This window comes from Saltatorellus ferox (assembly GCA_007751475.1).
GTDB lineage: Bacteria > Planctomycetota > UBA1135 > UBA1135.
Genome location: CP036434.1, coordinates 1443569 through 1458798, shown reverse-complemented (window position 1 = coordinate 1458798; position 15230 = coordinate 1443569). Strand labels below are relative to the sequence as shown.

Here is a 15230-nt window from a genome sequence, read left to right as displayed (position 1 = left end):
GCCGCCACCGGCTACCACCGGTTTCTATTCCCAAAGCTTCTCGCCGGCTCAGATCGCGACGGCCTCGCTCAGCCGCCCGTGATGGCCGACCAGTCCTGAGCCGCGAGCCAGTCCCGAACCGCCTGCAGCATCGCTTCACGATCGGCGGCCGACCCCCAGCCACTGCCCGAGCCATCCTCCGCAGCCGCTTCCCCTGCCGAGGTGGCGGACGATGGGGCTCCTGGTGCCGTCTGGAAGTCCACCTGCGCCATGGTCGCCGCGCGCTCCTGCGCCTCCACCGAGGCGACAGCATCCCAGTCGAAGGCGGACTCCGGCCCCGCGTAGCTCTGCGCGACACCATTGGTGTCGGTGTAGCGAATGCTCAGCTCGACGTCGTCCAGGCCATGCGCGTCGGCGAGCGGCGGATGACCTGCGCCCGGTGCCGCCGCAGCGCCTGCGATCGCGTTCCGCGGGGGCCGCCGGGTGGACGGCGGGAGCTCGAGGATTCGCCACGAGTCCTGGGTCGGTACGGCGAGCACTCCGTTGTAGGTCTCGTCGTCGAAGTGCAGCTTCGCCCCGCTCGCGATCTCCAGCCGCTTGCAGGCCACGCCCCCGAAGATCTCGAAGTCCGGACCGATATGCACGGTGGACTCGGGCGCGTAGACCGTTCCACGGAACGTGGATACCGCGTCAAGGGCCAGTTCCGGCGGTGCATCCAGCGCGCTGACGGCGCCAGCCATGATGGAAACCTCGCTCGCCACGATTCCTGTCGTCTCCACGAATGACGCAGGATCCATGTCGAGCGAACCCGTGATATAGATTTCCACCGCTCCGTCCCGGGTATCGAGCGTGAGCGTCGAGCCCCCTTCCAGGAGCAGGTCTGCGATTACGAGGGTCGCGGGCCCACGAACGATCACTTCGCTCCCGCCTGCGACTCGCAGCGTTCCGATGCCCGTCGTTCCCGGGGCTACGACCTCGGGAATGAGCCCCGCGTGATCGAGGTCCACGGTACTGACCGTCGGAGGAACCAGCACCGGCTTCAGATGAACAGCCATCGCGCGCGGGTCGGTCGTTCCTGATACCGCTCCTTCCGCTAGCCCCACGACTGTGCCGTCCACGCCCGGAATCACCGAGCCGAAGATCGCGGAGTTTGCCGCTTCGCCAACGAAGGCGATATCGCCGTTGGAACCGATCAGCCCGCCGCGGTCGGTGTGCGTGTCCGTCAACGAACCCCTGATCGCGGCGCTGGGGTCCAGAGATGGACTCGTATCCGTGGTGTCCGCAGCAGCTGTCGTGCCGGTGGACCCGCTGTAGGAAGAGACGCCGTCGGAAGAGACGGTGCCAGTCTCCACATCCGGTGCCGGCGGCTCGACTGCGGTCCGAACCTGCATCTCCCCACCCGTCATGGGGACTACCCCCCCTGGGACCGATGTGAGAGCGCCGGCATCCAGCGCCTGACGCATCCGAACCGCCGTATCGAGAAACTCGTTGTAGTCAGACGACGACAGCACCTGCTCCAGATTTCTCGGGCTCGGCCAAAGCAACCATTCCATCGACCCGATGAGGATCGGATACCGCTCATACGTCATCTGATCGGTCAGGACGGCCAGTAGCTCAGTGGCCCCCATGACTCCCGCCATGTAGTTCGCAGCGATCTGACCCTCGTAGTGCGGCGAGCCAGGATCCACCACGAAGAAGTCACCGACAGGAGGATCAACCGGTGGCTGTGACGCAAGGATCGCATCCACTTCGGCCTCGTACGTGCGCTCCGACGAGTCGAAGCCGTCCACCAAGAGCGGAGCCTCGAAGACGATGTCCTCGTCCGCGAAGAAGCCGAGCGGCGGATCGTCCGGCTCGACGATGAGCCCGAGCACCGCGCGTCCGCCACCCACCGTGGCCGTCGCCCGCAACCAGACTCGATCATCCGGCGTCTGCGCAGACTGCACCCAGATCAGCCCGTCTCCGTAGGAAGCCGCACTTGCCTCCGATCCGATCCTGCCGCTACGTCCCATGCGGACCGCGTGGAAGGCCTCCGCCAGCCCGGCTTCCGCCAGATAGAACGCGCGCATCTGATCCACCGACCCCGTCTGTGATCGCGACGTATCGACGGCCAGCCTGACGAAGCCAATGCAAAGGCCCGAGACCACCGTCACGAGGATCAGCGAAAGAACGAGCGCGAAACCGCCTTGTCGGCTCCGTCTCAAGAGTGCAGCGTCCTCAGGTATCGAAAGCGGGTCATCGCAGAGAGAGCGCCCACAACCCTGGCTCCGAACGGAGTTCTTGGCGACAACGACGTCGGAGCCGAAGACTGTTCGCGGGAGTGATTTTTGATTCAAAGCGAGGTATCCGGAGGGATGAGCCAACGGCTGATGCTGCCGTCACGAGAGATCGGCCACGTGTTGTCCTGTTCCGGAGGCAAAGTGAAGATCGCGATAGCAGCGGCGAATTTCCCTGGGCCAGACCGAGACAATCCCGCAGTTCCGATACCATGCGGGGGCCCATGAAGCACTCGCACTGACTCCCTTCCCCCGTTCGGCGTGGCCGAACGCTTCCGCCGCTGAACGGCCTCTGCGAATGAGACAGGCGGGTCGGTAGGCGACGAGTACGCCTATCATGACCCTCGATACACCTGTTTTCTGCCCGATGAAGGCCGCCGAGGCGGTCGCCGGGGTCGCCCGCCAGCACGCCATTGAAGTGGACTCGGACGCGCGCTTCCCCGAGGCCACGATTCGCGCGGCGCGCGAGCTCGGCCTGCTCGGCCTGGTCTCCTCGGAGGAAGTCGGCGGCAAGGGCGCCGGCCTGGATGCCGCCGCCCACGTCGTCGAGCGCCTCGCCCGCGAATGCGCGTCGTCCGCCATGGTCATGACCATGCACTATTCTGGCGCGTTCGTGATCGAGGAGCACGGAGACGAGACGGCCCGCCGAGCGGTCGCCAGCGGCCAGCATCTCTCGACCCTTGCCTTCAGCGAGAGCGGATCACGCTCACACTTCTGGGCGCCCACGAGCAGCGCAAAGGTCGAAGGCGACGAAGTGATCCTCGACGCCGACAAGAGCTGGATCACCTCGGCGCGCCACGCCGACGCCTACGTCTGGTCCAGCCGCCCGGCGAACGCGGAAGGCATGAGCACCCTCTGGCTCGTTCCGCGGAACACCGAGGGAGTCGAGAAGTCCGGCGGCTTCAACGGCATCGGCTTGCGCGGAAACGATTCCGCGCCGGTGACCGCCTGGGGTGCACGCATCCCGATGAACCAGCGCCTCGGCGAGGACGGCAGGGGCTTCGACGTCATGATGGGCACGGTGCTCCCGCGGTTCAGCATCATGATCGCTGCCGGTTCCATCGGTATGGCCGAGGCCGCCGTGCAGGCGACGGCCGAGCACGCCGGCGGCGTGAAGTACGCGCACCTCGAGCAAATGACGCTCGCCGAGCTGCCGACGATCCGCGCCTACGTGGCGAAGATGAAGATCCGCACGGACGAGGCGCGGATGCTCTGGGAGGACGCGATTCGCGCGGTCGAGTCGGGCCGCGAGGATGCGATGCTTCGCGTGCTCGAGGTCAAGGCCAGCGCGGCCGAGGCCGCCAGCGCGGTCCTCGACACCGCCATGCGCGTGTGCGGTGGACAGGCCTTCCGCAAGGACGTCGGCGTCGAGCGCCGTTTCCGGGATGCGCGCGCGTCCATGGTCATGGCCCCCACGACCGACCAGCTCTACGACTTCATCGGCAAGGCGGTCTGTGGGCTGCCGCTCTTCTAGTGCCCTGAATCAGAAGTTCGTCGCATTAGTTTCAGTCTGTTTCGTTTCGTAGCAAGGCGTCCGAACCGCAGTGCGTAGCAGTAGTTCCGTCCAAGGTTCGGCAACGCAGCTACGGAGCGAAACAGGCGAAACTAATGCGACGAACTTCTGATTCAGGGCACTAGCCTGCATTATTCACGAGTTTGCACCACCAGCACGCCCAAACCACGCCGTGGCGGCGTCAGACGGCAGCCTTTGGCTGCCGCCCGCTTCGCGGGCTCCCTCACAGAATGCTCGACGGGCCTACGGGCCCGCCTCCGCTTCGTTCGGTCGTCTTCCTTGCCACGCCGCGGTTTGAACGCACTGGTGGAGCAAACTCGTGAATAATGCAGGCTAGGAGCCGGGGCCACGGAATGCAACATCGTGTGAACCGCTCCGGGGGGCGACCGGTAAGGGCAGGGTCATTGCAGCCAGGCCGCAGAGAAAACCCTTAGGGGAACCCGCCGCCCGGTCGATGACGGCGATGGCCGCCCGGCCAAAACTGGCGCGGGCACCTCCATTCCCCCTCCGCGAGCTACTTCGCGGCACTGCCCCTACCGCCATTCATGCGTACCACGCCTACCTTCGGCCGCACCGCGGCTCAGTCCCGGTCCTCCTTCCTGACCGCTGCGCTCGCGGCAGGGCTGGCAGCGTCCCTCGCTGGCTGTAGCTCCTCCAGCGATGGCGACGGCGGAGATGGCGGCGGCGGAGCGCCCGACACCACCGCGCCCGCCGCCAACTCGTTCGTCCAGGACCGCACGACCGACCCGACAGGCATGACGGTCGTCGTCGGCTTCAGCGAGGCCGTGACCCCGGCAACCGCCGAGGTCACCACCGCGTACACGATCACGGGCGCCGTCGTCCAGACCGCCACGCTCAACACCGCCGGTACGGCCGTCACGCTCACCCTCGACGCTCCTGCCATCCCCGGTGACGACACGATCGCCATCGCCGCTGGCATCGAAGACGCCGCGGGCAACATGTCCACTCAGGTGAACGCCACCGCGATCGCGACAACGGACACCACCGCGCCCAACGCCTCCGCTATCGAAGGCATCACGATCAGCGGCCCGGAGAACGACCAGATCGTGGTGACCTTCACCGACGACATGATCGCGTCCGAGGTCGAAACGTCCGGCAACTGGAACCTCGAGTCGCCCCTTGGCACGCCGTTCGACGCCACGGGCTCGACCGTCGTCTACGACGTGATGACGCGCACGGCCACGCTGACGCTTGGCAGCGGCTCGGTCGACCAGAACCTCCACACGTTCGACGACATCCACGCTTCCTTCATCGGGATGCGCGACCTCGGCGGCAACCAGATCACCACGACGTCGATCGGCACCTCCGCCGTCAACGGCATGGTCACCGGCGACACCGAGCCGCCCGTGCTTCTCGCGGCTGCGCCGGGCACCGGCAATACGCTGAAGCTCACGTTCTCGGAGAGCGTCACCGCCATGGAGACCACCGACCTCAAGTCGGTCTCGCTCACCAACGGCACGGACATCGTTCTGACCGACGCCAACGATCCGGGCCTGGCGGCCACGGGAACGATCGGACTCACCGGTACGGTCGCGGACGGCGAGTCGATCACGATCTCGGACGGCGCCACCTCGGCCGTTTTCGAGTTCGAGTACGGCGCCCAGGGGACGATCGCGATCTCGGGCCAACCGAACGACGCGGATGACGTCGTCATCAGCGATGGCGTCCTGAGCATCGCTTTCGAGTTCGATAGCAACGCAAGCGCCGTCGGTACCGCTGTCGTGATCGGCGTCGATCCGGCCGAAACCATCTCGAACCTCCTCACGGAAATCGGCAGCAGCGGCCTGGCGCTGACGGCCTCCCCCGGCGGCAGCAGCACCGAGATCACGCTCCTCAACGCGGGGGCAGGCGCCGCGGGCAACGTCGCGCTCATGGGTACCGACACCGCCGGTGTCCAGACCCTCACGGGCATGACCAGCGGCGGCGTCACCGGTACCAACGTCCCGGTCATGGTGAACACGTCCTCGGTCTCCGCCACGGTCACCAACCTTCGCAGCGCGATCGACAACAACGCCTTCAACATCACGACGAGCAACGGAGCGGCCCCCGAGGATTTCATCCTCACGAACGACAACCCCGGAACGGCCGGTAACGTACCCATCAGCGAATTCGACACCCTCGGATTCATCGACTTCACCGGCATGGCTGGCGGCACGGGCACCGGTCTCGCGACCTACGCCCCGACGGCTTCGACGGCAGTCGGGAGCGACATCACCTCCACCGTCACCTTCTCCATCGCCCCGGAAGCCGCGGACTCGCTGCGGGTTTACGGCGTGACCGACCTCGCGGGCAACCAGATGATCCCCGAGACGGCCGCCACCGTGGTCGCGGCCAGCGCGGCCGAGCCTGCGCTCACGGGCTTGGACCTCACGGGCTCCTCCGTCGCGGGCGAAGGCAACGATAGCATCACCTTCGCGTTCGTCGCGCCTGTCCACCCCGACGGCGTCACCGATCCCGCCAACTACACGCTGACCGACACGGTCCCCGTGGACCTCACCGGCGCCGAATTTCGCTACGACATGACGCTGGGCCAGGTGGAAGTCTCCTTCAACGGCGCTTCGAGCCCTAGCCTGGGGGCATCGGGCCTTCTCGAACTGACCGTGGACAACCTCCGCAGCCTCCAGGGCGTTGTCCAAAGCGCGCCCGACCTCGAAATCGGCCCGACCCTTGGTGACACGACGGCTCCCACGGTCGGCGTCTCGGACGCACGTCTCGACCCCGCAGATTCCTCCTCGGTCTTCATCATCTTCAGCGAGGCGATCTCCCCCACGGGCGGCGCCGACGAGGCGAACTACACGATCACCGGCAACACGACGAGCAGCGCCACCCTGGTCACGCCGCGCGTCGCCCACGTCACGTTCGCCAGCGCGGTGACCGTATCGGACACGGTCGACATCGCGGTCGCGGCTGCGACGGACCTCGCCGGAAACGCGGCTTCGGGCGTGGCCTCGGTCGCCGTCTCGGCAGCAGACGCTGCGGTCCCCACGGTCTCCACCGTGATCGCCACGAATGGCACCTCCACGGGTCGCGATACGATCAAGATCGTCTTCAGCGAGCCCGTCGCCCGAACGTCGTCCGAGATGGCGGCCAACTACGCGATCACGTCCGGCGGCGTCGCGGTCGACCTCACCGACGCCACGGTCTGGTCGTCGAGCGTCGACGACTCGGTCACGATCGAGCTGCCTGCGAGCATCGCCCTCCAGACGGGCGACACCGTCAGCGTGACCCCGTCGAACATCACGGATGTCCCGGGTAACGCGCTGGTCTCCGCCGCCAGCATGGCGTCGGTCGCCGGAGACTCCTCCGCCCCGTCCACGGCGGCCGCCTTCGTCAACGTGAAGAATGACATTGCAGAAATGACGGTCGACGTCCAGTTCTCCGAGAGCATGGACGCCACGGTCACGGGCAACGCCGCGAACTGGTCGGCCTCGGGCGGACAGGTCGCCAGCAGCGTCACGAGGCTGAACGAGCGCCTTTTCCGGGTCACCTTCGATGGGCCGATCAGCCCGGCCGACACCATCGACGTCGCCACGCCGACGGACCGCGCCGGTAACGTCGGCGGCACGATGACCATCAACCCGGCCGAATAGAACTCGCCTGCGCGTCGTGAGAGACAGGCCCGTGGCGCATCGTTCGATGCGCCACGGGCCGCCTTCGTTCACGAGCTCCACGCTCGCGGCCTCGGCAGCATGGCGAAGTGGCGACAGCCCTGGGCGCAGCTTCAGCCCAGATCCGCTGATGGACCGGAAGAGCTGAAATGGATGACCAGGGGAATAGGGAAAGCCCGTGCGCCTGGCGATCACATCCTGGAAATGAGCGTCAAGGGTTTCGGGCGATCCGCTCGATGCGGGACATGGCGGGAGCACCCTCGCTCCCGCTCCCCGTCTTGCCCCCCAGCAAGGACTCACGTCCTCCTGAACGATGCCCCAGCCCCCCCTTCACTCGAGTTCACTTCGCGTCGCCCTGCTGCTGACTGGCTCCGTCTTCGCGGCCAGTTGCTCCAGCTCCTCCGACGATCCGGCTCCCGAGCCCGCGCCCGTTTCTTTCGCCAGGACCGAGCTCGAACCCAACGACTCTTCGGCGACGGCTGCCTCGCTCGCCCGCGGAGCGTTCGGCACCGGCGAAGTGGATGTCGCAGGCGATATCGACTACTGGGCCTTCACCATGGAAGCCGGTGAGATCGTCCAGATCGAGGCCTCCGCTGCGCGGATGGACCGCCTCGCCTGGACGGCGAATTCCAATGCGCTGCAACTGACGATCTGGGACACCGATGGCACCACGGCGCTTCTTGCCCATGATCCCTTCGGGAACTTCAGCGACGGATGGGACTGGGGGCCCCATGACCTGGACATTCCGATGTTCGTCGCGCCCGCTGCGGGAACCTACTACGCGAGCGTCACGCAGGCGGAGACCTCGCGCAACGGATCGGTCTATGGCATCCGCATCACGAAGCTCGACATCGGTCAGCGCCAATTCGAAGCCGAGGCCGTCGGCGTGACCGGTGTGAACGACACATTTGCCACGGCTGAGCCCATGACCGAGGGCACGATGTTCGGCTTCCTCGAGGGCGCGGTCGGAGGCGGCGCAGCGCTGGGTTCCTTCGATATCGACTGGTACGCGTTCAGCATCACGGAGCCCACGCACGTACACCTCGAGGTGTCGTCCTACCGCAATGGTCTGAGCACCGACTCGACGGACTACGTCAATTCCGAGATCACGCTCTTCGGAAGCGATGGCGAGACCCGCATCAAGCACGCCGAATGGGCGCTCTTCTATGATCCTGCGATGAGCCTCACTCTGTCCACCGCTGGTACCTACTACATCCGCATCCAGCACACCGGAGGCAGCGGGTCAGGCCCCTACGCCCTGCTCATGGACCAACGCTCGACCGAGACGCAGATGACCGAGCTCGAGCCGAACAACTCCATCAGCAGCGCCATGGCCGTCGAGTTCGGGAACCAGTTCAAGGGCGTGTCGTCGGGCACCGAAGTCGACATGTGGAGCTTCCAGGGCCGTGCCGGTGACATCGTCTACGCTCAGTTCTACGAGTCGGCTTACTACGCGGGCGTGGCGACGCCAGGCAACCCGAGAATCGACGCCAGCTTCATCGCTCCCGACGGCGTCACGGAGGTCGCTGCGACGACCGACCTGGGTCGCTACAAGATTCTTCGAACCATCCTCACCGAGGACGGGGAGCAGTTCCTCGCCGTCGGCGGCCAGAGCTTCGGCGCGATGAGTCGTGGAATCGACGAGTACGAGTACAAGGTCAAGATCGACCGCTCCCCCGCTGCGCAGATGGAGATCGAGCCCAACGACACGAACTTGGACGCGATCGCGATCAATAGCGTCGGACGCGCGGCGGGCGTGATCTCGGTCCAGGACGATGTGGATAGCTGGTCCTTCACCGCGAAAGCGAACGAGGCCGTGACGTTCGTCGCCTATGCCAGCTACAACAACAGCTACAGCTGGGGAGCCATCGGCCTCGCGGGTTTCGGCTCGCGCCTGGAAGCGGAGCTCGCCGTCGAGGACGGCGAAGGCACCCAGCTCGCGACGACCTCGCAGGTCGGTCTCGCTGCCATGGAGCAAGGCTTCGGAAGCAGCACGGAAAGCGTCGTGGACCCGGTCCCCTCCGTCCAGATCACCTTCATCGCGCCAGCAGCAGGCACGTACTACCTGAAGGTCGCCGACGAGAACGCCGACTTTGGACCGAACCACAAGTACGTGATCCAGCGCAAGTAGACCCTCGCGGTACGAACGGACCAGGTACGATCGTTCCGGAACAAACGGACCAGGTACGATCGTTCCGGAACAGACGGACCAGGTGCAAATGTTTCGGTGAGAGGAACGGATCGGGTGCCCGCGTTCGGTAACCTCCGCCCATGACGTCCATCGTTCTGATCATGCCGCGAGCAGGGAGCTGCCTGCTCGCGGCATGCTTTCTTGCCGCGCCGAGCTGGGGCCAGGACGCGGGCCGTGGGGAGACCTTTACGCTGGGTCGGATCGAGATTCACACCGGCGACATCTACCCCGAAGGGCGGGCCGAATCCGCCCTGCGAAGGCTCATCAATGCCACGCACTGGACGACCCGCGAAGCCGTCGTACGCCGCGAGATCTGGCACCGGCCCGGCGAGGTCGTCGACCTGAGGTTCGCACAGGAACTGGAGCGGAACCTGCGCGCGACCGGACTCTTCGCGGACGTCGTCGTGGAGCTCGTGCCGAGTACCGATCCGAATGCCCCCGAGGGCACACGCGATCTGCGCGTGCGAACCCGCGACCAGCTATCCCTTGGTCTCGGTGCCGGCGCTTCCTTCGTGGGCGATGCAACGAGCGGCAACGCGTCAGTCTCCGAGTCCAACTTCCTCGGCATTGGAGACCGCATCCGATTGAGCGTTTCGGAGAACGACTTCGGCGAGACCGTTGGACAGGCCTCCTACCGCGATCGCTACGTCGCCGGCACCTGGACCACCGCCGATTTCGTGGCGGGTCGAACGGACCAAGGCGACTTCTTCAGCGTCGGGTTCTCGCGTCCCTTCCGCTTCCTGGAGGACCGCTTTTCCTGGGATGTCAGGGCCGGAAAGACTGCCTACGACCAGGACTACTTCTTCAGGAACTCCACGGTCGCGGAGGTCCCCGTCGACCTCGACAACGTTCAGGCGTCGGCGAGCTGGCGAGCGGGCACCCGCATGAACTTCTGGACGCGCGGGCTCACGACTCGCTACCAGAACGCTCAGTACAGCGCGGCACGCGGCGTGGCTGCGCCGCAGCTCCGGGTACCGGGCGACACCGAGTCGGTCTTCGCCGGCGGCACGCTCAGCTGGGCGAACCTCTCCGAGTTTCGCGAGGTTCAGTATCTCGACACGATCCGCTTCATCCAGGACGTCCAGGTCGGCACGACCGCGTTCCTCGAGGCCGGCGCGTACTTTCGGGACGAGGCCTCGGGCGGGAGCGCCCCCGCGGGCGATTCGGCCGAAGGTCAGAGCACCCAGACCCAGATCAGCACGCGACTCTCCCATCTCATCGCGCCGGGCGAAACGCGCTTCGCCTCCGCCAGCGTCGCCGGCTCCATCCGAACGGATGGCGGCGACACCCAGGCCTGGCGCACGGACGTCGAGCTGCGTGCCTTCGATCTCACCTGGCACCCCCACACGCTCGCCTTCGCCGTCAGCTATACGCAGGCAGAGGAAGACCAGGGCCTGCCGGTCCAGCTAACTCTGGGCGAGCGCTCCGGGCTACGCGGGTACCCGAACCGGCAGCTCGTCGGCGACCAAGTGCTCCTCCTCCATCTGGAGGACCGCATCGATCTCGACGCAAGCATTCGAAGCTTCGACTTCGGCGCGGTGATCTTCGGCGACGCCGCCTGGGTCGGAGGCCAGACCTTCGGCCCTCAGTCGTTCGAAGGGCCCTACACCTCGGCGGGCGTCGGCCTGCGCATCGGCTCGACGCCCCTCCTCGGCCGCGGCGTCCTGCGGGTCGACCTGTCGTTTCCCTTCGACGACGTGAACGGCGAATCCTTCGACCCGCTGTTCTCCGCGACGCTGGGCCAGGTCTTCACGCTGTAGCCACCGAATCGCCCCGGCGACCGGTCCCGCGATCGATGCCTCAGGAGATCCGGGGCAGCGCGGGCCACGGGCCGAACCTTGCGCACTTGTAACCTCGGTGTTTGGAACATCATGCCGATAGAACATGCTTCCCGGGGATTACCCTGTGTCAACGCGCCCCCAGAGCGCTGGCCAAGATCCGACACTCCGACCCACCGTCCATGCGATCCTCTCTTTCGCGATTTCGTTCCGCTTCCCTTGCCGCTGCGCCCCGAGTTCCCCGTGCTGCTCGGGCTCCCCGGCGAACGGTCCTGACCCTCGTCTCCATCCCGCTTCTCCTGCTGGGAGGAGCCTGCAACACGGTCGAGTTCTACCAGAAGGGCCCGCTTTCGGACCCGACGATGCAGTACTCGGAGAGCCCTGCCCAGCTGCACTGGCAGCAGAAGGTCCAGTACTCCGATGAAGGCGCCGCAGGCGGCATCGGAACGACGGCTGGCGGAGGCTGCGGATGCTACTGATCGCTGCTGCTGCCCTGATGGCGGCCCCCCAGCTCGGTGACGGCACCCAGCCGGCTCGCTTCACGCTCCCGAACACCTTCGGCGAGGCCGGAAGCGGCTCCGTCGAGGTCCAGCTCGGCTTCTACCAGCGGGACGATCCCCAGGGCGCCGGCAACCCGTTCCTCGACGAGAAGCTGACGGTCATCGAGCCGATCGTCGTGTTCGACTACAACGTCAGCGACACGTTCTCGTACTCAGGGCTCTTCGTGTACGACTACGTCTCGTCGGCCTCGATCGAGCGCCTCTCGCGCTTCCCCCAGCAGTCCGGCGCGTCCGGCGACTACTACGTCGGCTTCGACCTCGGAGCGCGCTGGAAAACGAGCGATCAGACCTTCATCGGCGCTCGCACCGGATTCAGCACCGAGTACGACTACCAGTCGATCCACCTCGGCGGCGACTACGGCTGGGAGCGCTCCGACAAGGACGCCAAGCTCACCCTCAGCGTCGACGCCTTCCTCGATACCGTCAAGCCGATCCGCTGGGACGGAACGACCGATCCTGACGACGACCGGACCTCGCTCGCAGCGACCGCGAGCTGGTTCCAGATCCTCGGTCCCAAGACCCAGGGCACGTTCGGCGTCACCGTCTCGTCGCAAACCGGATTCCTGGAGACGCCCTACAACAGCGTCATCGTCGACAACGGCACCGGCGTCCCGAACAACGACCTGTTCAACAACGCCCCCGGCTTCGAGGTCCAGGAAGAGCTACCCGACAGCCGCCTGCGCACCGTCGCCTTCAGCCGCGTGCGCCACCTGCTGTCCCCGGGAAACGCCGTCGAACTTGGCGCCCGGATCTACTCGGACGACTGGGGTATCGGGGCTTTCGACCTGATGCCGCGCTATATCAAGAGCTTCGACGGCGGGCGCAACCTCCTCGAACTCCGCTACCGCTTCTACACGCAGTCAGCCGCCGACTACTTCCAGAGCGAGATCGTCACCGGCCCCGTGCCGGACGAGCGAACCATGGACTTCGGCCTCGGCGAGTTCAGCTCGCACACGCTCGGCGGCACGTGGCAGTGGAACAACACGGACTCGACGCGCTGGACCTTCAGCCTGGACTACTCGATTCGCGACGACGACCTCAGGACCTACTACGGTCTCGTGGGCTACCGCTGGACCTTCTGATGCAGAGACTTTTTCAACACGCAGCGGCTGCGGCCGCTCTTCTCACCCTCGGCGCCTGCGCGTCGACTTCGGGCGGCTCATCGGCGTCTTCGGTCACGATGCTGCCCGCTGCGGGCCGCACCGTGCTCGTCGACACCCGCGGCAAGAGCCACGACATCAACGCGACGCTCGCGTCGGGAAAGCAGGTCGCGTTCGTGTTCTGGCAGCCGTGGTGCACGAGCTGCAAGGCCGAGGCCCCCGTCGCCAGCCAGGCCGCCACGAGGTTCTCGAGCGAGCTGGAGGTGATCGGCGTCGTCTCCGGCCCCGAGGGCTCGGTGGACGAAGACGCCATGAAGGAGGCGCTGTTCTCCTGGGGCATGACCTACCCCTCGATCCGTGACACCAGCATGGAGCTCACGAACGGCCTCGGGATCGAGGGCGCTCCCACGATCGTGATCGTGAACCCCGATGGATCCATCGCCTACAACGCGCACGTCGCGCCCGAGGAATGGGGCCATCGAACGACCCAATGATCGAGCGACCGATCAGGCTGGAGTAGGCCTCCTGCCTAGGACGTTCCGCTAAGCTGGGAAGCATGTTCACGCATGCTTCCCAGCTTTCCTTTTTGCTGGCCACAGGACTCTTGGCCCTGGGCGCGGACCGCACCAGCCCAACCGCGATCTCGGCCCAGGCGAACGCCCCCATCGCCGCGATCCAGAAGCTGAAGAGCGCGAAGATCAGCTTCGGCGCCATGGGAACCGACGTGACCATCCAGGGCTACCACGCGGACGCCGCCCACCTCGACAAGGCGCTCGCTGCCGCCCGCGCCGAGATCGATCGCATCGAGGACCTGATGACGTCGTGGCGCGACTCCCCGCTCGTTCGCATGAACGACGGGGCGAACGGCGAGCCGCAGCACGTTCCGCAGGAACTCAGCGACCTCGTCGAGCGCTCCATGACGGTTGCGCGGCTCTCGGGCGGCGCCTTCGATCCGACCTACGCGAGCGTCGGCAAGCTCTGGGATTTCAAGGCGGACCCGCCGGTCCTTCCCGCCGACGAGGCGATCGCCAGCGCCTTGACGAGCGTGGGCTGGCAGAAGGTCCAGGTCGACACGAAGGCCAGCACGGTCGCCATGCCAGCGGGCACGCGCATCGGGCTCGGCGGCATCGCCAAGGGCTACGGCGTCGACCGCGCCATGCAGGTCCTGATCGACCACGGCATCGAGCATGGAATCGTGAACGCCGGAGGCGACCTCAAGGCCCTCGGCACTGACGATGGAAAGCCCTGGGAGGTCGCCATCAAGCACCCCCGCGACCGGGAGCGCGCCATCGCGGTGGTCCCCGTCTCGAACGTATGTCTTGTGACCTCAGGCGATTACGAGCGCTTCTTCGAGCTCGACGGGGTCCGGTACCATCACATCTTCGACCCGCGGACGGGCCGCCCCGTCGTCGGCGGCTGCATGAGCGCCACGGTAACGGCCCCGGACGCCGCCATCGCGGACGCGGTCGCGACGGCCTGCTGCGTGCTCGGTCCCGAGCTGGGGCTACGGTTCATCGAGTCCCTCCCGCGCATCGACGCGATCCTCGTGGATATCGAGGGCCAGGTCCACGTGTCCAGTGGACTGGAAACCGCCGTGCGGAAATAAGGTTCGAAAAAGAGCAGTTGCGAAGGTTGCAGACCTGCCCGATCATGGCGCCAGTGCGACCGGCAGCCGGTCGCTGACTGTTAGCCCGTCCGTTGAGGTCTTCGGCCCGAGCCCTGCGCCCTGGCCTGCCTGATTTCAGTCGGACATTACTACGCGCAACCAGCGCGTTCGACTCTTGACCGTACCGTCCGTCTCGCACACTTCGCCTCGGCCCCTTTTCGTCATGGGGGCACCTGCTCCCTGTCAGTGGTCCGCCAAGCGACGCCGTCAGACAACTGAATGGTTCTCGAGTGTCGACTCAAACCTCTGAATCTGATGAGCGCACGCCTTTTTGTCGGGAACCTCTCCTGGGAAACGACCACCGATACCCTCCGCCAGGCCTTCGAGGCTGGTGGCCACTCCGTCAACGACGTTCACATCGTCCTCGATCGTGATACCGGCCGCCCCCGCGGCTTTGGCTTCGTCGAACTGGCCGACGACAACGCCGCGCAGAGCGCGATGGCGACGATGGACGGCCACAACGTGGACGGACGACCGATTCGCATCTCCGAGGCCCGCGACCGCGCTCCGCGTCGATAGGGGCACTCGGGCCAGACAG

At 66.2% G+C, this 15230-nt stretch carries 10 protein-coding genes; 9 read left to right on the top strand and 1 reads right to left on the bottom strand.

Going from position 1 to position 15230, the window contains the following annotated elements:
• Positions 1-68 precede the first annotated feature (68 nt).
• Complete coding sequence (locus Poly30_RS05360; protein ID WP_145195046.1) at positions 69-2183, bottom strand: pilus assembly PilX family protein; 2115 nt, start codon at positions 2181-2183, stop codon at positions 69-71.
• A gap of 409 nt (positions 2184-2592) precedes the next feature.
• On the opposite strand from Poly30_RS05360, the gene Poly30_RS05355 reads away from it, so the two are divergent.
• The 9 genes from Poly30_RS05355 to Poly30_RS05315 all read left to right on the top strand — a co-directional run bounded on the left by Poly30_RS05355 (position 2593) and on the right by Poly30_RS05315 (position 15211).
• On the top strand, positions 2593-3729 hold the full coding sequence (locus Poly30_RS05355; RefSeq protein ID WP_419190995.1) for an acyl-CoA dehydrogenase family protein: 1137 nt from the start codon (positions 2593-2595) through the stop codon (positions 3727-3729).
• 584 nt (positions 3730-4313) lie between these two features.
• Positions 4314-7379, top strand: a complete 3066-nt coding sequence (locus tag Poly30_RS05350) for an Ig-like domain-containing domain (protein ID WP_145195044.1) — start codon at positions 4314-4316, stop codon at positions 7377-7379.
• Between the two features lie 331 nt (positions 7380-7710).
• Positions 7711-9528, top strand: a complete 1818-nt coding sequence (locus tag Poly30_RS05345; protein WP_145195042.1) for a hypothetical protein — start codon at positions 7711-7713, stop codon at positions 9526-9528.
• Between the two features lie 140 nt (positions 9529-9668).
• A complete protein-coding gene (locus tag Poly30_RS05340) occupies positions 9669-11348 on the top strand; it encodes a BamA/TamA family outer membrane protein (RefSeq protein ID WP_145195040.1) in 1680 nt (559 codons plus the stop codon).
• Positions 11349-11548: 200 nt separating this feature from the next.
• Entirely contained in the window at positions 11549-11845 is a 297-nt protein-coding gene (locus Poly30_RS05335; protein WP_145195038.1) for a DUF4266 domain-containing protein, read from the top strand.
• Positions 11836-13008 (top strand): DUF3570 domain-containing protein, encoded by a 1173-nt coding sequence (locus tag Poly30_RS05330; RefSeq protein WP_145195037.1) that lies wholly within the window; start codon positions 11836-11838, stop codon positions 13006-13008. The genes Poly30_RS05335 and Poly30_RS05330 overlap by 10 nt, the downstream gene beginning before the upstream one ends.
• The gene (locus tag Poly30_RS05325; RefSeq protein WP_145195035.1) at positions 13008-13520 is read left to right on the top strand and encodes a TlpA family protein disulfide reductase; all 513 of its coding nucleotides are present in this window, start codon (positions 13008-13010) and stop codon (positions 13518-13520) included. Before Poly30_RS05330 ends, Poly30_RS05325 begins: the two co-directional genes overlap by 1 nt.
• A 62-nt stretch (positions 13521-13582) precedes the next feature.
• Positions 13583-14632 carry an FAD:protein FMN transferase gene (locus tag Poly30_RS05320; RefSeq protein WP_145195033.1) on the top strand — a complete coding sequence of 350 codons (1050 nt, stop codon included), beginning with the start codon at positions 13583-13585 and terminating at the stop codon, positions 14630-14632.
• A 315-nt stretch (positions 14633-14947) separates the two neighbouring features.
• Positions 14948-15211, top strand: coding sequence for an RNA recognition motif domain-containing protein (locus Poly30_RS05315; RefSeq protein ID WP_145195031.1), 264 nt, complete (start codon positions 14948-14950; stop codon positions 15209-15211).
• Positions 15212-15230 lie beyond the last annotated feature (19 nt).